We start from the raw sequence: 21,192 nt of genomic DNA on the forward strand, positions 1-21,192 counted from the left end.
GATAATCAACCATTTTGTTAAAGTTTGTTACCTTGAAATCCAATTCAGTAGTTGTTAATTGAAATATGCTTGAATATGCAGGTATCACATTTTAGGAGCAAAAGATGCGAATTTTAACTGGCTTACTGGCATTATGTTTATCTGGATTTAGCTTTGCAGGCGCATTGCCTGACTCTCCGCATTTATATGTTAAAGGCACTTCATTTATTCAAGTACAACCCGATGTTGCAACCATACGTGTCGCCATTACCGAAAAGCAAAAGTCGCTACCCACAGCTAAAGAAAACGTCGATAAGATTATGGCTAAGGCCATCGAAATCGCTAAACGCTTCGATATTAAAGAAGACGATATTCACGCAGAGCAACTGAATGTTTACAGACAGACACGCTACAATCGCGAATCAAATGAAGAAGAGTTTGATGGTTTTCGTGTGAGCCGCAGCTTGACTGTGAAACTTAAAGACATCAAAAAATACCCAGAGTTACTTCAAGAGTTTGTAGACAGCGGCATCAATCAGTTCAATAACACAGAATTTGGTGTTGAAAATGAAGGCAAGTATCTGCAAAGTCTCAAAAAAGCCGCCATTAAAGATGCAAAGAAAGCAGCTAAAGAACTAGCAGGCGAGTTTGATGTTGAATTGGCAAAACTGTACTCAGTTTCATTCCAACCAATGCAAACGCCAGTTCAGCCTTACGTGCGCTCTGCAGCGATGGCTATGGAAGCAGATCAAGGCGCATACAAAAATGCGTATAACACAGGTGCAATTACATTGAATGCGGAAGTTTATGCTGTTTACTTAATTGAGTAATACTGGCTGTGAACTAATTAAACTTATACACTAAGCCCTCCATTGGAGGGCTTTTTATGATCACCGGTTTATATGCGGCATTACTGGCAATAATCTATATTAAACTCAGTTTTAACATAATATCACTCAGACACAGACACAAAGTATCGCTAGGAGATGGCGGTGTCGATGAACTGCAAAGTGCAATACGGATCCACGGCAACTTTATCGAGTACACACCTTTCGTACTGTTAATGATGTTGTTACTCGAAACTCAACAAATCAACCCATATCTACTTCATGCTTTTGGCATTGCTTTTTTGTTTTCTCGAGTTGCACACTATGTTGCACTCGGTAAAACCAACTTTTCAATCAGAAAAGTAGCGATGGCGACAACATATGGAGTAATACTTATTTTAGCGTCATTCAACCTCGTATATTACTTTATCTAAATATGACAAAACAAAAACTTCTGGTGACGGGTTTACCCCGAACCGGCACAACAAGTCTGTGTATTGCTGCATTAGGTGCTGGATACAAAACAGCACACACGGCATACACAAGGCAAGCATTAGACTGCGCTGAGTTTATTGCTGACACGCCCGTTTTTGCTGACTATGAAAAACTATATGCTCTATATCCTGAAGTTAAAATAGTACATTTGACACGAGATTTTGAGCAATGGCTTCCCTCTATTAAGCGTTTGATGACGGCAATGAAAGAAAATTTACTGTCACAAAAAGGGGGCTTTAACGACACCATTAAGCGTTGTTATTTGGAAACTTTTCCTGATTTTGACAAACATTTTGAAGACGATGGTTATTGGCGGGATCGTTATAGCAAGCATCATGATAGGGTGCTTAGCTTTGCAAAAATGAATCATATTCCTATTATAATGGTCAATCTAACCGCGACTGATGCCGAGCAAACGCTTGCCGAATTTATAGGCGTGACTCAAGAAAAAGTGACCATTCCGCATGTCAATATCGGTGGTAAAGTCACTGCATGGAAGTGGTTTTCACACCCCAATAAAGTAGAATCGACACGTAATGGCAAAGCAGATAAAGACACAGCGCTCTTTAGCATGCAAGTTCGCTCGAGCGCCTGAGTTTGTTATACTCACCACAAGCTGTATATACAAGATAGAATTATGTTTGAATTAAAATATCACACACCTTTTAGCTGGACTGAAAAAGTCCTAGCCGACTTTGATACCTTTCTTCAAGATCACGCCGCTGCAGAAAAAAAAGCAGCCGGAATGGCGATGGCAATGCTTGGTCATTACCCAGACAGGATCAAGCTAGTAAAAGCGATGGCTGATCTCGCAATAGAAGAAATGATCCATTTTAAACAGGTACTTAAGATCTTAACCGAACGTGGTACGCTACTAGGAAACGATCAAAAAGACCCCTATATAAAGCAAATGCGCGCATTATTCCGCCAAGGCACAGATGAATATTTAATTGATAGATTACTGATTGGTGCGGTAATTGAGGCTAGGGGCCACGAGCGTTTTTCTTTAGTTGCAGAAGCGCTTCCTGAAGGCAAAGAAAAAGACTTTTATGTTGCAATCGCCAAGTCAGAAGAAAAACACAAAAACCTCTTTGTGGAGCTCGGCTACGAGTATTTCGACAAATTAACGATAGACAAACGTTTAGAGGAAATTCTCATCGCAGAAGCGGATATTTGTAAGCGTATTCCATTTAGCGCAGCGCTTCATTAGTATGAAATAACTGGGATTAAATAATAATAACAAGGACATAATAATATGAAACTAAATGCTTTTTTATGCTTCAGCTTCCTTTTAACAACAAATTTTTCTGCAAGTGCTGAGACTTTTAGCGCGTTAGATGCTTGGAAAGAACTCGATCATAACTTGCAAACCCATTACGCATATCTAGATGACTTTAAAGATTACCAGCAAACTCGGCAGCTATTTGAAAATAAGTTAAATAATTTAGATTCAAAGCAAGCCTTTATTGGCTTAAGCCAAGCATATTTACGCCACTTTACAGATCCGCACCTCAATCTTGGTCCATTAAATGAAGAGGATTACAGTGTGTATCCAACAGGTGCAGATATGTATGTCGAGTTTAATGATAACAGCGCACTTATTATTGACGTAAAACGTAGCAGCGATGCAGACGTTAAAGGGATAAAACCCGGAGATAAAGTGACAAGGATAGATGGCAATACAATATCGCAAGCCATCCAAGACGTAATGCAGGTGCCATTGAGTCAATTAAATAAGGCTCAGAAGAGTTACGCACTGAATATTGCGTTAGGAGGAAAACGTTATCAAAAACGCGAAATTGAATTTCAACGGGATACAAAGCTAGCAACTGTCGAACTTGCCGCAAGTTATGATGCGATAAATGCGCTAGGTAATGGGCCTAAAGTATCCTACGAAAAAATAGATGAATTTGGTCATATTCGATTTAATAACGCTATGGGCAACGCCCAAACCGTTGATGAGTTTAAAGCTGCATTAAAGCTTTTAGGTGAAGTGAAAGGTTATATTATTGACCTTAGAAATACACCCAGCGGCGGGAATACTGGTGTCGCAGAACCCATACTTGGACATTTTACTGCTGCGCCAAGCGTGTATCAAAAGTACCGTACTCAAACGGGATCTGTACAATTCAACAAAGCAGAGTTAAAAGACGCGCTCACTAAACCAGCAAAGCAACAAATAAAGGTACCGTTTGTTGTACTTGCTGGGCGCTGGACTGGCAGTATTGGAGAAGGCATGACAATTGGCTTTGATGCTTTGGGTGCGGACGCAGTAATTGGCGCACCGATGGCTGATTTGCTTGGCGGCATCAAACGTCTCGTCCTTGATCAAAGTAACGCTTGGGTTGAAGTTGGGTTTGAACGCTTATATCACGTAAATGGTAGTTTTCGTGAAGACTTCGAACCAAATATAATTGTAGCTGGCGATATGGACAATAATGGTAGGGATGTAGCACTAGAAACAGCGGTGTCAGTTTTATATTCGAAAACGGATAAGTGTAATGCGGCGCGAGAAATTAGATAAAAAGGCATTTGTTTTTGGACGAGCTTGATTAGCTCGTCCATTATGTTAAATAGGGCGGTTTTAAGCTGTCTTGAGGTGTTCGTTTAGCCTTTCATACGCAATCAGCTTTGCTTCATCCATATCTAATTCGCTATCAACTTTAAACTGTAAAATTGATACAAATTTATTTGAGTGCTTGTGATCTGGATTGTAATACGGGTTAAGTAACTTTAGTTCCTCTATCGCATCAAAGTCTTTCTCAAACGCTTGTTGGTCTTTAAACACCAGAAATTGAGCTTGAACAGTTGATGCCTTTTGAGAGGGCTCTAACTGTTTTGATTCTAGATTTAAGTCACTAGTTGATGAATTCGAAACTGTGAGCTTAGAGAGAATGATAAAAACATTACTATAGATTGTTCCGTTACGTGCTGTGTAATTACTTAAATTCATATTTAAACCTCTACCCAAAGTTCAGACTGCTTTTTGGCAGCTAACAAACATGCTGTAGTTAGTTGCTGCTTAGTCACTTCAACTACATCATTATTAGCTAGCACCCAAAGCTGCTTATCAGTATCGGACATTAATAAAATTGCTCTTGCCATACGTTGCTGACTTAGCTCGTCACCGTCAAACACCATATTGTCGACGTCGACGGTGATAGACTCAACATTCACAGCACGCTGTGCTTTGAATCGATTGCGCTTAATTTTATCAATATGCTCTTGTGTGTGGGCAACCGTTGCAGGGTGGTGGTATACCGTCCTAGTTTCATCGTCGTACTCTGTTCGTGCTGGCAGCTCTTCAGTTGTTAGCTCGTGATCCACTTCAGGAATGACCACGCGATAAAACTTGCGGCGTAGCGCCAAATCAATCACCGGCTCTTCCGGCAGTTTTGGTACTTCCACCGGTTCTTCAGGGTTTGCGGTGTTATGCGCATTGGCCTCATCAATTTGAGCTTGGATTTTTGGGAGTTCTACAAGCCATGATGCGTGCGCTTCAGAGTGTGCAGCCTCTTCAGCCTCGATGGCCAGTTGCAGTACCTGGTCAATTTGAGCGCGTGGGTGGCGGAGCATCACTTTTGTTTCAACGTCTTTGTATGTCACTGTTGGGTTGATTACGTCCATCTCTTACTCCTTAGCCGTTGTGGGCAATGCCGATTGGGAACATTGTGTGGTGGCAGAACACTTTTACCGTGTTGCGGTTTAGGTCAGCTTTGGTGTTTTCGCCATTGATGATTGGGATAGCTTGGTCGTCACCCCAGTTATTTTTTAGTGGATCGTACTTCAGCTCTGCGCCATTAAACTGCACGTAAATCAGGCCATTCTTTTGGACAAGAGTAAATAGCGCTTTAAATGCGGACGAATCGCTTGATGGTTCTGGTAACGATATTTCACCATGGGTTGGCTGGTCTAGTAGTGATGTTAGTGAACCGTACGAACTCGGTGTAAACGTATTCATCTCCAAATACAAACTTTCTGTCGTATTTGATCGAGCATCTTTACCTACCTTACCTACCAATGAATAGTGCAAGTGATTACCATAATTGATGGCGTTGCTTGAGCTAATATAGAGGTAATTAATGCTGTTAAGGAACGGTAGAGACTCAGCTTGCATTGTTAGTTCTGCCAGTGAGTTATAGTGCCACAAGCCAACCGCATTATCAGGGAGTTCATAGTTCACGCCATTGGTTAAATTGTTAATTGTAACGCTTTGCGATGTCCAATTATTCCCAGCATCAACAGTATTAATTAGGTGCACTGACGCATCATTCACTTTTCGGGTGAAATCCACTCGTCCCCCTTTTGCTGGAGCCCACATGGCGTAAACTCCATCGGGGTAAATAGCAGCAATATCTTCTGGTGTGCCGGTAATATCAACCCAAGGTAGGTTCTGAAATTCGGCCAGCATGCGTTTACTTTGAGCCATGATTGTAATTTCAGTTCCAATTGGGAATTTTGTATCTAACTCTTCAGTAACATCTCCAGAACCGTATAGATAGCAAGAGTTTGAGTAACCAGTGTATAAGAAATCGGTTGCCTTAGAAGTTATCCTAATTGACATTGCTTGACCATTACTACCGAAAAGTAACCAATGGCTACTACGATCGCCATTGAAGTATTTAGTGTTATCCGCTTCCTGAGTGCCAAAGGTCACAGTCCCACCAGAGTTTATAGCGCTATAAGATGAGTCGGACGTCTTTATTACCTTAACCAGCGCTCCGTTATGCATTGGTTTTAAAAATGGTAAAAACCCTTTACCTCTAAATGCGCCCGATACAATACTTTGCATTGCCTTTTCAGCAGCCCTGTTTAAATCAAGTTTTTTCGCCGGTACACGTATGTCTTCAACAAGCCCCGGGTAAACCACATCGTGGTATTTGAAAACGTCAGGCCTCACAAACTTAATGGTGGAAGATGATACGATTGACCCTGTAGAGTCATAGCTGCCTGGTAACGCTGGAGTTACGCCAGCTAACTGTTTATTAAAGCATTCAGCCAAACTAGAAATAGGCGCATTTGTATTAAACCAGTAACCTCCCCGAACTTCACCATTGTTGTTTGCCGACACACATGCCGACGTCCCCATTACATTACTAGGATGATACGCCCCTTGATTTAGACGTTGAAATGTCAGTAGAGGTAGGGCAAAACATTTACCATCAACACCTGATTCTTCATCGGGAGAGTCAGCTGAACCCATCGCTCCAAACACTCCCGCATCAGGGTAGTCGTTTGGATATTTTACGTTAGATTTACTATCACTCGCGTATAGCGGGTAACCTAATCCTAAATCAGTTAACTCAGCAATTCGTGACCCTTGGGGTCTAATATGCTCTTTAACAGACAAATCTAAGTAGCCCGACGCTTCTGTAGGCCTTGCGCAATACCAATCATCTCGCCGGCCCTCAATAACACGGGTGCGATATCGCACTTGGATATATGCCTGACGCTTTGGATCAAAATAAATATTGTGCTGCGGCTCACTTAAAAAAATAGCTTTTTGCTCTGACGTTAGCGCTGACCACTTTGCACCGCGGCCAAAAAATTTGTTGTCCCACGCTCCAAGTGCTGAGTAACGCATATCAACTAAGTCGCGCTGCAACGCAATGCCTGCATAACTCACGCCACCATACTGAACATTACCGAATGGATAAACGATGTCTTTTTCTGCAATTTCTTCGTGCCAAACTTCAAGGAATGCAAAGTCTTTGCGTGATAAAATGACTTTATTTGTGGCGGTTTCGGATGCAAATGCAACCTCAGGACTTGAATGCAAAGTTAACGTAGCGGTATTGGCATCATAGGTTTTTTTACCATCGGGCGCGGGTGGGAACTCCATCACTGATTGAGTGGTTGAGTGGCCGATACCTATAATGTAAATCAACACTCCATCAACTACAACTAATGGGTGTATTGTGCTTGACTCTCCGGTGTGGCTGTTTGTAGATGCTTCCCCCCAAATCAATCGATTTGGGGCTGATGAGCTTATCCAAGTCCAAAGCCCCTCATTCACTTTTGGATTTGAAGAATTATGATGTCCCCACTCAACAATACCTGACCCAGCATACTGCTGTTTACGCATTTCGCGTAGCGCATCAAATTCTGCTTTGGTCATAACGTGTGGGTTTGGGTTTACACTTTGCGCTTGTTCAACAAGCGCTGGTAGGGTCGGGATGTTATGCATATTTCCGGCAGCATCTTTAAATGGCACTGTCCCAGGCTGCGTTTGCCAGTTCTGCATTGCCTGGTTGTTTGCTTCTATGTCAGCTTGTTTGCCTTGAAACTGCGTAAGCAGCTGCTGTTGACCAGTTGCGACTTGATTTAGTGCCGAAACGGCGTTTTGTAGGGGGGTTGGATCTGCCATTATTCACCTCAAAATAGATCGTTGATTTGTTGAGTGGTTAATGTGCCGGCTAATACGGCACCAAATGCGGTGTTCAAGTTTGAATTAATCGATACAAGTTGCTCGGTGGCCAATACTGCAATAGCACTATGGGCCCGAGCGTGTAACTCAGATAGATGGATGCGTATAGCAACAGCGTCGATGTTATTTTTATGCTGTGTAACAACAGAGGCTGTAGCTGTTACTTCAACTGCAGTGCTCAATACACTCAGCTCTGAATCGAAAACTTTATCTGCAGAGACGATCACATTGTTTTCAGCGGCTACTGCACGGTTCTTATGCTGCAGCACCTTTGCCTCAACGATTTGTATTCCCGAGTGAAAACGTGTCATAGACTGATTGAGTGACGATACTCGGTCATCAATTGTCCGCTGTATGCCTTGCGCAAAATCGGTTATTTCAGATTTGGTTTGGTTTGCATGTACTGTTGTTTGTTGAGCGCTTTCTTGTACTGTGCTGACTGCCGCATTAATACTATTAACCGCTTGGGTAGCAGTGCTTTCAAACTCAGCCTTCAGAGTTTTAATTTCACCTTTAATTGTTGCGCTTTGGTCTTGAGCCTCAGTAGCTTCACTTTGTGCCAATACAGCTAACGAGGCTGCTGCCAGTGCTTGCTCTTGATTTAACTTGGCCTCAGTAGCACTTTGATTTGCTGCGCTTTTATACTCATAACTAGCCTCAGCGTTGTGAGTTATCGTATTTAGGCTCTGTGCTACCTCAGCCTTGGCCTGTAACACTTCACTGTGTTTGAGCACCACCTCATTATGCTTTTGAGTAACGTTGTTATTTGCGCTAACAACAAACTGATATTGTGACTCAAAGGTACCAAGCCTTGGCTCAACAGTGGCCAAGGTCGTTTGGTTTTGCTCGATAGCAGTTGCCATTTGCGCAAGCGCGTCGCTCGCTTCCATTGCCACTTGGGCTAATGCCGCTATCTTAGCTGGGGTAGGGATGTTAACTTGCTCGCCCAAAAAGCCAGTAACAGGGTAGGTGTCGGCGCTGGACTCAAACCAACCGGTCATCTGTTGCTCGCGCGTAAACCATTGAGTTTGTAAATCAGCAACACGCTGCGCTAGTTTTGCCGTAACCGTATCAGTAAAGTTTTGTACAAGCCCATATTTTAGACTTGAAGCTGAAGAACCTGGCTCAAATACAGAACCATCTAATTGTTTAACCTGCAGGGTTAAGTCATCAAGCACACTCACTAGCTGCAGGATGCGGTCTTGTCCTTCGTAATGCACAAACAGTAAATCTGCTTTTTGCGCCTTTGCAACTTGTACAAAGTAAGTGCCATTACCAGTAATTGTGCTGCTATTCGCAGTGATTGAAATAGTGCCGATGCTATAAGCCATAGCTAACCTCGCTTGTAGATGACAGCGACCTGTTTAACTTGATCTGCTGATTCAAAAATGACGTTGTGACGGGCTTGAGCTAGGGTATATCGCTCTTCAGATTGAGTGGGTTGGCGCATTCCTTTGCCAGGCATTGAGCTTGCGCAGATCAAATCACCCGTTTGCAGGTTTCCGCCTTCACCGCATACGTTCATCGCACCCTCACCGCCGGCGTTAAAACTGGCAATGTCGTACATATAGGCAAGTTGCTCCCACTCATCAAAACCAATAAGGCCAGCGGGTTGTCTATCGGTAAGCGGTCTTCTTCGGGTGTAGATACCTCGCACTGTTACTTCCATAGGAGCAGAGCTGAGTTTGGCCGTACAAATAGCATTGGAGATATTTGCGATGTGCATTAGTTCATCATCACACAAAATATCACCAACCTCTGGCGTTACTTCTATCGGGAGTAAGCACTCGTGCGCTGAGGTATGTGGGCCAATCTCTCCTTGTGTTGCATAAAACGCCCAGTCTTTTGCTGTGGCTCTTACCCCTATATAGCTAGCCTTCACATCTACGCCTACCGCATACTTTCGAGTGTCAGAGCCTGCGGTTACGCCGGTAACTTCTGCATAGTTCCCATAAAACGCTCCCGTTTGGGATATACTCCATTGATACACACCATTGGTAAAGCCCGCCATCCCACCATTACGAGACCGTATAACATGCTCTGCACTGGTATACGCATCGCTCGCATACCATTCAAACGTTTCAGCTGCGAACTTAACCTTACCCGGTGTTACATCCATGCCAGTTACAAAACCGTTATAGTTCACCCCAATTTCTGCACGAGCCTCAAGTTGGCCCAAATGATTTGCATGAGCGCTGAGGGTTAAATGCGCACTGGCTGCATCGTTTTCCGCATTGGTGACGCGGCTAGAAAGCCCCTGAATGGCGTTAGCATTACCCTCAGCTGTGGTTTCAACACTGCCAACGCGGTAGTTAAGTGCGCTCAGGCCATCATCCAAATTGCCAGCGGTTTGCTGCAACGAATTAATAGCGAGGTAGTTGCCGTAAATATCACTTTCAGCACTATTCACCCGTTGATTGACAGCAGTTACTTGACCGTCGACTTGTGCTGATAGGGTAGAGATAGCACTGGATATGGCCCCATCAGACTCAGATTTGGTATAAAATTGGTTGTTGAGGTAGGCGAGGTTACTATCCATTTGCGACTGTAGCTCTAGTTTAGACGCAGAGATGGCGGCGTCTGTGTCTACTGCGGTGTAATAGTAATTTTCTAAATGCGCAAAGTTATCATCTGCTTGTGAGCTTATCTGCTCAATGCGCGCACTGAGGGCAGCATCTTCACTCGCCATGGTTTGCTCAACCGTAACAAGCTTGCCTGCGTTCTCACCAACACTAGACTCAATCGCACTAAAGCGCTGCGCATTGGCTTCGTTTTGCGTTGCACTGGTTTGTTCAATATTGACTATCTTGCTGCTGTTATCACCCACACTAGACTCAATGGCCGACATTCTCAGTGCAGCGGCCTCGGTTTCTGTTGTAAGCGCCTGCTCAACCGTTGTGATTTGCGACTTGTTTTCACCAACTTCAGCGGTTAAATATGATATACGCTCACTGAGCGCAGCATCCTCTGTTGCAACGGTACGTTCCAGCTCGCTTAAAGTGGCTGACGCGTTTTCCAGTGATGACTGCAGTAGGGTGATTTGCTCTTGGGTGACTGCGCCATCTTCATCAATGCGAGCAATAATGGCAGCGGCTTTTTGATTAAACTCACCACGAGACTGCAAATTAGCAACCAGTGCGGCGTTATCTGCAATGGCCTGCTCTAAAATAGATTCAGCCACGGCATCAACAGCGGCCAAATTGTCCTTAATCTTATTAATGTCACCCACGGTTACGCCAGCTGCATTAAATGATTGCCGGCTCAGCACGCCATTGTAAATCGCAGTAATAGTGAGGTGGTTTGTGCCTTCCCCCTCAAACGCCAACTCAATCGGGTGAACTTGAGCCTGGTCTTCAATTTCAATACTAATGAGTCCATTGTCCGGCTCTAAATGCACTTTGAGTATCCGCTCAGACAAAGTGCTTTTTGAGACTTTATCAATAGCCTTAATCGTTACGGTATTGGTGAGTGATGGGGGCAACCAGTTTGTGGCAAGTGCTGTCCACGTGGCTTGCTGAGATAGCCCAAAAACCACATCTACCACCTCAACAGGTGTTTTGGCCTTTTTGGTAATCACCGCTACTTCTGCCCAGACGCTTTTATTTTTATGCGTTACTGCTCGGCACTTTGCAGCGTAGTGCGTATCTGGCGCTAAATTGTTTTTGGTGAGAATAGGAGTTCGCACCAAAGGCGTGGGGTTTGGCTCATCAGCAAGACCTAGCCATACCCACTCAGCTTGCACGCCAATCGCATCGCCTATATCAGCCGTGAGCGTCGCGCTATTGTCAGTGGTCTCAATTTCTATGGTGGGCGCTGTGGGCACATCTAGTGTAAACGTGAGTGCATTGGCAGCGCTAGACTTGCCTAGTACGTTTACTGCAGTGACAGTGGCTTTGTAATTACCAACCTGCAGAGGAGGTAGCACCGCCTCTATATAGTTGACTCGCTGAGCGTGTACCTTTACATATTCGTCATCTGCCTCAGGGGTATCACTCTCAATTACTTTGTGTATTACAACACCAAAGTGTTCAACGGCGTCAATGGCGTCATAGGTCCAGGTTAACACTATATAACCATCGTCCCGGGTTGTTGCCTTCAGTGTTTTTACTGGTTTTAGCTGACCTGGCACATAATCCGTATTCGGTGTTAAATCCTCGACACCTGGCACCATGCCATCAGCCCAAATCCCAGGGCCGTCTTCAATACAGCGGATAGTCACGCCACGGTCGAGCCTAAAACGCCTATCAATTACACGATAAATTTTATTATTAATGTGATATTCGGGGATATTCACCTTGATGGTGCGACCAACAGCCGCACGTAGGCCTGTGTGCCTAAGGGGTAGCTCAATGGCACCTAAGCGTGTTTGCTCTAGCTGTATTGCTGCAAGTCGTTGGGCTGTAGCGCTGCTACGTACAAATGGTAATGATAGCGTTTGCTCTAACGGTTGGGCGTCTTGCTCTAAATAAGACTGTGCAATCACTGGCGGTGCATCCGTACGCTCATAGTTTTGTTTGGGGTCAACAAACTGTGCCCGCACGGTATTGGCACGCTCGCGCAAATCTGCGTGCCATTTAATTTTTACATCACCCAGCACATCCGCCATGGTGACGGTGTAGGTCGGTGCACCATACCAGGCACCAACACGCACATACCACTGGCCCATCTGGCGGAATACTTTGCCCGCAAAGCTGCGTTCGAGCTGCTGTAAAACCTCAAGTGGTCGAGACGTAAACGCAAAGGTACCGTTTATTGTGTAGCGTGGCTCTTTATGAGTTACGCCTTGGCTATCGGTGTATTCCGCGTCTTCATCACATACATTAGCCGCAGCTATCCACCAATTCATAGGCAAGTGACTAACCGGCACTTGGTTTGCCCCATAAAACCTAACGTAGTGCAGAGTGCACAGCACGGCATTTTGTGACCACTGCCATGTATTTCTATCGTCTGGGTTTTGGCTTGCGTCTCGTGGGTCCCACACGCGCGCGCCGCGAATTAAAAACTCGCAGTCGCTCACGCCATCTGGGAATACTTCACGGTTGTTTTCAAGCTCTAAAAAAATGTGCGCTTGGTCACGGCCAATGTGCTTTTCTGTCCAACCCGCCATTTTTTGCACCGCAACAGTAATCGCTTTGGTGTGGCGGCCATCTGCAACAGCATAGTTGTATGAGGCCCGTGGGTAACTGCTGAGCGGTTTATTTGCAATGTACACATCTTCCAGTGCATCAATTGGTGCGCCATTAATCAGTATAATGAGTTGTATGAACTCCTTTTCGTCTCGTGTTTTGGTTGCTTGGTGTGCAATCACGCCCCCCACACGGTCGCGGCCAAAGGTGATACGCCTTGGTTGGTCTATGCCTTTTTGTAGCCCTTTAGCAAGCGTAGCAACATCCTGCTCAGGCTGAGTTTGGTCTGGCATCAAACCACTAAACAGCGCGCCAACGCCTGTAATATCTAGTACGCCGCCAACAACATCACCAACTACATCGACTACTTTACTCATGGATAAGTTCCAATGGGTAAACGTAACGCAAGGCATCCAGCGGCAGGGTAGTCACCCCCTCATCAGACACGCAATACACGCAACCAAGGCCAACAATGCCGCCAACCAGCTCACCGTCGTACTCACACAATGCCACATCGCCACGGCTTGCGTAGTCAATTGCAATAGGCGCTACGTTTAAACGGGTTTCAAAGGTCTGTTTAAAGTCACTTTTAATGATGTTTAAACCCTGTTTAAACGTGGTGTAAGCGCCGCGCTCGGGCGCTGGGTCAAACCCGTGATGTGCCCGTATCCAATCCGCCACAAATAGACAGCAGTCAAATTGGCCAAAATGAAATTCCTTTGTTTCGCAGCTTGCGAGGTAATTATACAAATCAGTGGCGTTGAACATAGCGACCCCCACCAATACGTCTACCCGGTTGTGTGTCTGGCAAAATAGTACTGTTCGCAGCGGCTTGCTCGTTAAAAAACTCATCCCCCGGGTATAGCGCTTTTTGTGTTGCGTCATTCCAACGTTGATGTAATCGAGCCTGCTGCCAGCGTTGAGACTCGCCAGTCACCGTTAGCTCAACCTTTGAAAGTGCACCGCGCTCACTATCGCAAGCAGCAACACTGCCACTTTCAATAAGCTGGTAGCCCTCAACACGGTAATGCTCATCGACCACAACCAGCCAAATATCTACCTCAACCCCTACAGGGTCATTGGCGGCTACTTCACCTAAAATCTCAGGGTTAGGGGTAGTGAGGGTAAGCCGAATGTTGCTCACCGAGTTGTTATCATTAGCAGGTATCTCGCTCACTTGGCCAAGTGCACCTAAGCCATACCAGGTTTGATTTAAAAAGCGGCGTTCACCCACGCCAGTATGCAAACGTAAGTTCCCGGTTTTAAACTTCAGGTCGACAAAGTAGCGAGGATTGCCACGACCTAACTGCGCAATTAGCGAACTCTTAACTGCCTCCATTAAAACGCCTCCCGCCCGCGAATACGCCAGCTGGTTACCACGCCATTTTTATACTGGGCATCGGCCAAGCCTTGCTTATTATCAATCAGTCTAAATACGCCAGCAGGGCGAACAAAATAAACAGGGGAGTTATGAGCAGGTATGCGGCGCATGGGTGACTCAAAACGAAGCATAGTCGCGCCAGTCGCAGCTGGGAGTACATTTTCGGTCAGTATTTTTAGCTCAGCTGCTGCACCCGAGCCTATTTGGATTTTTTCACCAGCTCGCGCATAAATTCGCCCAGATGGTAAATTAGTAACAGCAAGGCTCGCGCCGTCTTGATAACCACCACTAACAAACGCAATGGTATCTAAATGTTCCTGCTCACGACGGTAGTCATGCATCAAGAACCTACCAACACTGCCACGCAAAGCGGCCAAAAAGCCATCTAGCTCAAGCGCATCTACCTCTGGGACATTGGTTAGTTCAATATCAAACTCCCAATATGCGCCCTCGTTATCGAATACTTCAGAGGCATTATTGGCTTTATTGATGTGCAGTTGGCTATTGGGTACCAGTCTAAAAACGCAAGATTTTGGGGGCTTAGGTAGCGGCAGATGCTCCATTATTTCTCATCGCTCGTGTTCGAATCGTTAGAGCGAGTGTAAAAACTAATGGAGCTAAGGGGAGGGTGGAAAGTGGTTTACATGGCATCCAATTTAAATACGTCTTCAATATTCGGTAAATTCGTAGGTAAGTGATCATAATAGTCTTTTACCACTTCGAATAGCTTCTTGTTATTTCGAACTTCGGAAAATAAAAAAATACGCTTGCTGTAGAACCCGTACAAAAGATTGGTATCGTAGTCTTCCCCTAAATTTTTCCGGGTTTTTGTGAATATAATTTTTCTAAGTTCAGGAGTCTCGATTTGCGAAAGGTAATTCATGAGTTCCAAGATTGCTTTATCAAGTTTCTTAAGCATGTAACTTGATTCTGTCAAATAGGCCTTGCACAGCACTCTTTGCGCATATATTTTTGCTTTTGCTTCATCCTTACTTAAATTGGCTATTCTTCCATAACCAGCGCTGTAAAGTAAGGTTCTGATATTAACCATGTAACGCTGTCTAGATTGATTACAACCTATATTCATATAGCTCAAGCGAGGTTCTCTCCCCCACTTTTGCTCAAACGATTCCGATACAATCCAAAAACACGAGTCCCCATAAAAAGCTTGAGAATTTTTAAGTTTCTCAACTTCGCCATCGAAGACTTCATTAGTTACTTTGAAGTCTTCCGTTACAGTATTCTTCACGTTATCTGTCAAGTAATGCAGATTATCTGTAATTTTGTCAAAGAGGAGCAACTCAGTTTGAGACTTAAGAACTTTCCTAGTCTCTTTTAATTCAGTTTCACTTGTTTGCCAAGTTTTGTAGAGAAGAAATATACTTGCTCCAAGTAAAATAGGTTGCAGCATATTGTTAAGATAGACAGCCACGCTTTCCCAAAGCCCAAAGTCATCTGTGTTATCAAGGTTGAAACCAAACTTGTTCACATACACAAGTAGGATTGAGCTAGTAAAAGCGAGAAGCAGCCCGAGAAAGATGCCGTTTGATATATCTGATTTCAAATTTGGAAGTTTTATTCTTAGCATCGTTGCTATTGATATTAGCAATACCAAAAAAATAGTAATACCGATTATGGCCAATTCCATACTTTGCTCCTTTATTTTCAAGCCACACGTCGAATGCTTTGAATAATAACACCATTTTCCTGTATGTCTTGCAGGATCAATCCTCTAATTTGATTTGCCACATCATTTCCGGTTCTTTGTGCACTGGCTTCGTCGGTTGCGCCCTGGACGACTACATGGTTAGTAATGTTAAAACTTATGTTGCCACCACCTGATTGTGCTCTGTTCCCTGCGTTGTAGTGTCGAGCCATAGCGCTTACTTCAATGTTTTGCTTGGGCGATAACACCCGCTCGCCGCGTTGTAATACGTAGGTGCTTTCGTTTGGTACGTAATCTAAACCACCGTGAGCAATACCTGAAGGTTGTTGCGCTTTAATTTGGCGAACCTGTGCCATACCCATCGCTATTGCGGCAGCAGCTGCAGCCGCACCAAGGGCAGGACCAATCGGTTTAATCCATGCAAGTGCCGAGTATGCACCAGTAGCTGACTCATAGGTTTTAATTAATGCCTGGCTAATGGCAAAAGCCTTGTACATCTTAAAAGCTTTTTTACTTTGCTGGCCCATGGCTTTTAAGCCCGCCATACCAAGCCCTAAAACCGCACTAGTTCTTTCTACTGTATTTTTCTTTTCCCAATTGGCGAATTCCATTAGGTGCTGCTGAAGTGCACCGGTATTTTTGGTCTTTAACTGCATCAAGCGCTCTTGATGATCCCATTCGCGTTTCTCAACTTCTGAATGGAATCCCTCAGCAGCGAGCAGTTCCTGTTGGCGCTCGATGTCACGGATTTGATTATCGGCGTTATATTTAATTTCGCCTGACTCGTCATTGGCCGCTAAACCAATGGATTGTCTGCGTGCTGCATCGATGCGAGCCTGTTGCCTAGCTTGCTCAACCGCCAGCTCATTTTCATAGGCTGCAAGTGCCTCACGGTTAGCGTGGCCCTTAATTTGTGCTATGCGGTTTTCAAGCGCTGCGCGTAAATCATTACGGCGTTTTTCTTCTGATTGGTTTTGTATGCGGGTTTTGTCATTCTCACGCTTTTGTGCCAGGGCTTTTACGTCTTCAGCATATTTGGCGTCAAGCTGCTTTAAAATGGCATCGTATTTTGCTTTATTGGTAGCATCACTTTCACGTGCAGCAATAACCATTTGCCGGCGCTTTTCATGACTTGCTTTTAAGCGCGCTTCCTCATCCAGCAAACTCAGCTGCAAGCGCTGAATGTTTTCAGGTAACGCTGAACTTGTTGAGGTGGCATTTTCCTCCAGCATTTTCCAGTCAATGCTATTGAGGTTGCTATTCAGGTTTGCCGCTTCGTTGGCTAACTTCAACTTTTCTGCTCGTAGCTTTGATTGCGCAGTGATATAGCGCTCAACTTCCGTTATTTGTTGAGCATAGACAAACTTACTGCGGTCACTACCTGATTGAGCTTGGCGTTTTTTAAGAGTTGCTAGCTTGGTGTACGCTTCCTCAATGTTCTTGGTATAGTTCGCTGCCTCTTTTTGTGCGCGCTTGATTTGGGCAACACTGGACGCATTGCCTACCGAGTCAAACGCATCACCAAGCTCATATAAATGCACTTTTAGCTTTTTACTACTGGTACTGGCCTCGTCACTTTGGTTAGCAAAGTAGGCTATAGCTAATCCTGCCGTAACGGCAAGGCCAACAGGGCCACCCAATAACCCCATTGCGCCAGTTAGCGCCCGAGTTGCAAAACTCGCTCGGGTTGCTGCGGCTGTATACGCAGTGGTGGCTGCTGTGTGAACTGCTTGTGCAGCGGCTGCACGTTGATTTGCAAGAGCTAGGTTATGGATGGCATTGGTACGCATCATGGTATTGCGTGCCATGGCTAGTTGGCGCTGGGCGGCTTGCTGTTGTTGTATAGAGTGTTGCAGCTCAATAGCGGCGTTGCGCTTGGTCTGTGCCGCAAGTTGTACTTGTGCCTGGAGCGCTTTGTGCGTTGAAACTGCGTTAGTTGTAAATGCAGCCGCTGAACGATACGCGCTACCAGCTAAGCGGCTCCCAATCACAACCGCAAGTAGGGTGGCCGATGTGGTTAGCCCATCTACAATCTCTTCGTTCTCTCGCAGTGCTTGCATTGCCTCAGTAATGCTACTTACTACCGTAGTTACTGCAAAGTTTACGGGTTGCTCGTAGTGGCGTATGAGGCGTTGATACTCGTTGCTCATTTCAGCAAACGAGGCATTGATTTTACCCTCTGTTGCTTCAGCTGCACCGGCATACTCATCAAATGCCTTAATAAGGTACTGCTTAAACATTTGGCTTGTGACTTTACCGTCGTTCACCATTTGCCTAAAACCACCTGCAACTTGCCCCGCTGCTTTATCTAGCTTTTGCATTAAGCCTGGTAAAGGTTCAGTTACTTGGTTGAGTTCTTCAGCACGTAGCACGCCCGCAGTCATGCCTTGCGTCATACCAAATAAACTTTGTTCGAGCTGGACATTGCTCGCCCCAGTTTTAGCAGCAGCATTTGCAAAGCCCTCTAGTATTTTTATACCTTGGCTTTGCGTTACAACGCCCGCTTCTTGTAGGTTCAAGATACGAGAGTATGAATCGGCTAGGGTGGTGTACTTGGTATTGAGTCTATCTGCAGTCGCAAACAAATAGTTTTGAACGGCATTGTACTCTTGAGCAGAATCGGTGAGCCCTTGCAACCGCGTGTCTAAAAGCTGTGCATTGCCTGTATCTCGCACAAACATAGCAGCCGTTCCTAGGCTCACAATAGAGGCAATACTGCCCGCTAACTGGTCATAGCCAGAGCTTAACAGCCCCAATTGACTGCCCATTGCAGACTGCTGGCGCATCAACTGTCCTTGGCTTGCGCCTAAGCGTTGGTTAGCCGCTACCTGCCGATTTAGTGCTTGGGGTAATTGGTTTAAATCTCGTAGGTTTCTGGCGGTCCCTGAGGTAACCGCTCGACCATCATACTTTAAGCGTAACGCCAGGTTCAGTTGGTTTTTCATCGGGCCGCCTTATTAATCCTACTATTAACCGCTCCAGAGTTTGCAGCTTGCTAAAATCCGTTGGTGTGAGTGTTATGTCTGCGTAGCGCCAAGCCACTTCTGCCCGGGCATAGTCTAGGGCGAGCTCCATGCCTTGCTTACACAACTGCCACTGTGTGCCGGCAGTGCTCAGTGCCAAGACCGCCGTCCAGTTCTCCGGGAGTACATACAGCGAGTCGGCCTGTGGCTTGGTTTTACTTGGCGCACCAAAGTGCGTTTCGTCGTCATCTAAAATTGGGTTACTGGTTGCTAGGTCACCCACATACCACCTAGCAACGTCGACTAGTTTTTTTCCTGTACGCGATATTGTGCGTTTACGCATTCAATCGAGAGCCGTCCGGCGATAGCGCCATAACTCAGTAGCTCGTTAAGTACATCGTTGCTAAATGCTACTTGGGTACCGTCATCCACAAAGTTTTCCCAACCAGTCAGTAGTTCGCGCACGATGGCATCATCCTTTTTACTGCCATCGACCAATTTGCTCATCTCAGCTTCTGGTACCAGTTTTATCTTGGCGTCAAATTTGAACTCCACACCGCCAAACTCAAAGTTGATAGGAGCCAAGATAATGGCATTTTTTAGTTGCTCTAATTTCTTTAATTTCATTCCAGATCCTCGCTAGTTGTTGTGCTTTTGATTGAGTCTTTTTGCTTCACATTTGGCTTCTTTCATACTGTTGAACTTCAATAAGCCGTTATCGTCACAGCACAAGACTGGCTGACGCTTAGGCATGCGTACCAATAAGGTATAAAACTCAATCTCACCGGTTTTAATGTTCGTCATATTGACGGCTTGAAATCTCATGCAGATCACTCAAATACTAACGTTAGTTCATCGTAACCAGCGCCACTTGGCACCAGTTTGCCATCGAGCTCATAGCCCGTTAACTCACTGTCTAAATTGGTGTATTTAGGCGTAGGGAGTTGGTAACGGCCAATGAGCGTAAACTTTTTACCGGCTGTGGTACCGTGGCTAAACTCAAAGTGCTGCACCTTGCCAATGTCGTTAAATGGGTTGAAATTCCCCAAACTATCAGCACTTACCGTCATTTGGGCTTTCGATTCATGGCCTGTAAGCATAATGGCCTCATGGTTAATAGCACGATCGAAGATCACATTATTACCAACATCCACTGTGAGCTTATGCAGCACGCGCGACACCTCATTAAGGGTAAAAGCCGATGCGCATTCAACGCCCAGCACCTCAGGGCGCTGCCAACGGTTCCAGTCAACAGCTGGGGCAGCGGCCGATTGCACTGGTGGGCTAAACAAGCCTTTAAACTGCCAGTTAAGCTTAGGTATGCCTTTTTCTAAATTGAGCGACACATTGCCTAGCATTTCACTGATTTCATGAGTGTTTTGCCCAAAGCGCACTAAAGCTTTGGCTTTGCTCGCATCGCCTAGTGCATACGTCACGCTGGTAGCATCGGCCACTTGTACAAACCCGCAAGCCAGTAACAGCGGTGCGATGGCAGGGGCTTGCCCGGGTGTGCCACACATTGAGAGTGGCGTTTTAAAATTCAGCGTTACGTGCTTACCAAAAATCACATCCAGGCTTGCACCACTGTGTGCGGTTTCAAGCTCATCAGCTTCAGTCTCAGATTCAATAGCAAACTCCACTTCGCTTGCATACACGGCATGTTGGCCTGTGAGTGTGGTGCCAAGGGCATCTACTAGTAATAGCTTGTCTTTAAATCGCCAGCTGCTCATGCATCACCTCCTGGTAGGAGAGTGTTGCCCTCAACTTTGTATGCACCGCTTACATCCTGCGAGCGGCGCTTTTCAGCCAATAGGGCAAGCGCGTGGTTTGCCACATCTCGCGTTACTTGTGTTGCTTCTGGCGGCTTGGTTTCTGTTGGTTTAGGTTTTGTCATGGCATTGGCCTCGCGTTTACGGTTACATAGCCGGTTACTTTGAACTGGCACTGGTAAATTAGGGTATTGGTCGTACTGTTAAACTCCACAATCCGGCCTCTATGGGGTGCTATGGGTTGCCAGTCGTCAAATTTAACGCCAGCAAGCGCAGCTTTTATTTTGTTACGCAGCTCAGCAATTTGGTTATTGGCGTATTGGTTGCCACCATGGCACGGTATTACAATCATCACGGCAAACAGCTCTGTTATGTTGTAAACCTGCTGGCCTGTTACCGCGTCTTCCGGTGCATAGTCATCATCTAACGGCAGCACAAACACAGAGGCAGTTTGAATGGGGTTATTGCGTACCTCGTTAAAATCGGCAGCGGCTCCCACGCGTAAATTAAGCTGCTTTAAAAGCCGCTCCACCTTGTTTAAATCAAAATTAAACTGCAT

The 21,192-nt window shown here is 45.4% G+C and carries 21 protein-coding genes; 5 read left to right on the forward strand and 16 right to left on the reverse strand.

What is annotated here, in order from left to right:
• The first annotated feature begins 104 nt into the window (after positions 1-104).
• Genes L3V43_RS04905 through L3V43_RS04925 form a run of 5 tightly spaced genes read left to right on the forward strand, consistent with a single transcriptional unit; the run spans position 105 to position 3,825 of the window.
• Positions 105-809, forward strand: coding sequence for an SIMPL domain-containing protein (locus L3V43_RS04905; protein WP_174168866.1), 705 nt, complete (start codon positions 105-107; stop codon positions 807-809).
• Positions 810-865: 56 nt separating this feature from the next.
• The gene (locus L3V43_RS04910; protein WP_010604767.1) at positions 866-1,240 is read left to right on the forward strand and encodes an MAPEG family protein; all 375 of its coding nucleotides are present in this window, start codon (positions 866-868) and stop codon (positions 1,238-1,240) included.
• 23 nt (positions 1,241-1,263) lie between these two features.
• Positions 1,264-1,896, forward strand: coding sequence for a sulfotransferase family protein (locus L3V43_RS04915; protein ID WP_237116043.1), 633 nt, complete (start codon positions 1,264-1,266; stop codon positions 1,894-1,896).
• Between the two features lie 42 nt (positions 1,897-1,938).
• Positions 1,939-2,511: a tRNA-(ms[2]io[6]A)-hydroxylase gene (locus L3V43_RS04920; protein ID WP_010604765.1), complete on the forward strand. Its 573-nt coding sequence runs from the start codon at positions 1,939-1,941 to the stop codon at positions 2,509-2,511.
• A gap of 45 nt (positions 2,512-2,556) precedes the next feature.
• The gene (locus L3V43_RS04925) at positions 2,557-3,825 is read left to right on the forward strand and encodes a S41 family peptidase (protein ID WP_237116044.1); all 1,269 of its coding nucleotides are present in this window, start codon (positions 2,557-2,559) and stop codon (positions 3,823-3,825) included.
• A gap of 60 nt (positions 3,826-3,885) precedes the next feature.
• On the opposite strand, the gene L3V43_RS04930 is transcribed toward L3V43_RS04925, so the two are convergent.
• From L3V43_RS04930 to L3V43_RS05005, 16 genes are all read right to left on the reverse strand, one after another.
• Positions 3,886-4,254, reverse strand: a complete 369-nt coding sequence (locus L3V43_RS04930; protein WP_237116045.1) for a hypothetical protein — start codon at positions 4,252-4,254, stop codon at positions 3,886-3,888.
• A 2-nt stretch (positions 4,255-4,256) separates the two neighbouring features.
• Positions 4,257-4,928, reverse strand: a complete 672-nt coding sequence (locus L3V43_RS04935) for a hypothetical protein (protein ID WP_237116046.1) — start codon at positions 4,926-4,928, stop codon at positions 4,257-4,259.
• A 10-nt stretch (positions 4,929-4,938) separates the two neighbouring features.
• A complete protein-coding gene (locus tag L3V43_RS04940) occupies positions 4,939-7,668 on the reverse strand; it encodes a hypothetical protein (protein WP_237116047.1) in 2,730 nt (909 codons plus the stop codon).
• An 8-nt stretch (positions 7,669-7,676) separates the two neighbouring features.
• Positions 7,677-9,059, reverse strand: coding sequence for a hypothetical protein (locus L3V43_RS04945; RefSeq protein ID WP_237116048.1), 1,383 nt, complete (start codon positions 9,057-9,059; stop codon positions 7,677-7,679).
• Positions 9,060-9,061: 2 nt separating this feature from the next.
• Positions 9,062-13,231 (reverse strand): phage tail protein, encoded by a 4,170-nt coding sequence (locus L3V43_RS04950; protein ID WP_237116049.1) that lies wholly within the window; start codon positions 13,229-13,231, stop codon positions 9,062-9,064.
• Entirely contained in the window at positions 13,224-13,622 is a 399-nt protein-coding gene (locus tag L3V43_RS04955) for a hypothetical protein (RefSeq protein WP_237116050.1), read from the reverse strand. The genes L3V43_RS04950 and L3V43_RS04955 overlap by 8 nt, the downstream gene beginning before the upstream one ends.
• Positions 13,606-14,193 carry a hypothetical protein gene (locus L3V43_RS04960; RefSeq protein WP_237116051.1) on the reverse strand — a complete coding sequence of 196 codons (588 nt, stop codon included), beginning with the start codon at positions 14,191-14,193 and terminating at the stop codon, positions 13,606-13,608. The genes L3V43_RS04955 and L3V43_RS04960 overlap by 17 nt, the downstream gene beginning before the upstream one ends.
• Entirely contained in the window at positions 14,193-14,798 is a 606-nt protein-coding gene (locus L3V43_RS04965) for a hypothetical protein (protein WP_237116052.1), read from the reverse strand. Before L3V43_RS04965 ends, L3V43_RS04960 begins: the two co-directional genes overlap by 1 nt.
• Before the next feature lie 77 nt (positions 14,799-14,875).
• Entirely contained in the window at positions 14,876-15,883 is a 1,008-nt protein-coding gene (locus L3V43_RS04970) for a hypothetical protein (protein ID WP_237116053.1), read from the reverse strand.
• Between the two features lie 17 nt (positions 15,884-15,900).
• Positions 15,901-18,846, reverse strand: a complete 2,946-nt coding sequence (locus L3V43_RS04975; protein ID WP_237116054.1) for a tape measure protein — start codon at positions 18,844-18,846, stop codon at positions 15,901-15,903.
• Complete coding sequence (locus tag L3V43_RS04980) at positions 18,806-19,207, reverse strand: DUF1799 domain-containing protein (protein WP_237116055.1); 402 nt, start codon at positions 19,205-19,207, stop codon at positions 18,806-18,808. Before L3V43_RS04980 ends, L3V43_RS04975 begins: the two co-directional genes overlap by 41 nt.
• Positions 19,168-19,491, reverse strand: coding sequence for a hypothetical protein (locus L3V43_RS04985; RefSeq protein WP_237116056.1), 324 nt, complete (start codon positions 19,489-19,491; stop codon positions 19,168-19,170). The genes L3V43_RS04980 and L3V43_RS04985 overlap by 40 nt, the downstream gene beginning before the upstream one ends.
• A gap of 12 nt (positions 19,492-19,503) precedes the next feature.
• A complete protein-coding gene (locus tag L3V43_RS04990; protein ID WP_237116057.1) occupies positions 19,504-19,668 on the reverse strand; it encodes a hypothetical protein in 165 nt (54 codons plus the stop codon).
• 26 nt (positions 19,669-19,694) lie between these two features.
• Positions 19,695-20,594 carry a hypothetical protein gene (locus L3V43_RS04995; RefSeq protein ID WP_237116058.1) on the reverse strand — a complete coding sequence of 300 codons (900 nt, stop codon included), beginning with the start codon at positions 20,592-20,594 and terminating at the stop codon, positions 19,695-19,697.
• Positions 20,591-20,758, reverse strand: coding sequence for a hypothetical protein (locus L3V43_RS05000; protein WP_237116059.1), 168 nt, complete (start codon positions 20,756-20,758; stop codon positions 20,591-20,593). Before L3V43_RS05000 ends, L3V43_RS04995 begins: the two co-directional genes overlap by 4 nt.
• Positions 20,755-21,192, reverse strand: a complete 438-nt coding sequence (locus tag L3V43_RS05005; protein ID WP_237116060.1) for a hypothetical protein — start codon at positions 21,190-21,192, stop codon at positions 20,755-20,757. The genes L3V43_RS05000 and L3V43_RS05005 overlap by 4 nt, the downstream gene beginning before the upstream one ends.

Origin of the sequence: Pseudoalteromonas sp. L23 (genome assembly GCF_021728455.1) — a bacterium.
Classification (GTDB): Bacteria; Pseudomonadota; Gammaproteobacteria; order Enterobacterales; family Alteromonadaceae; genus Pseudoalteromonas.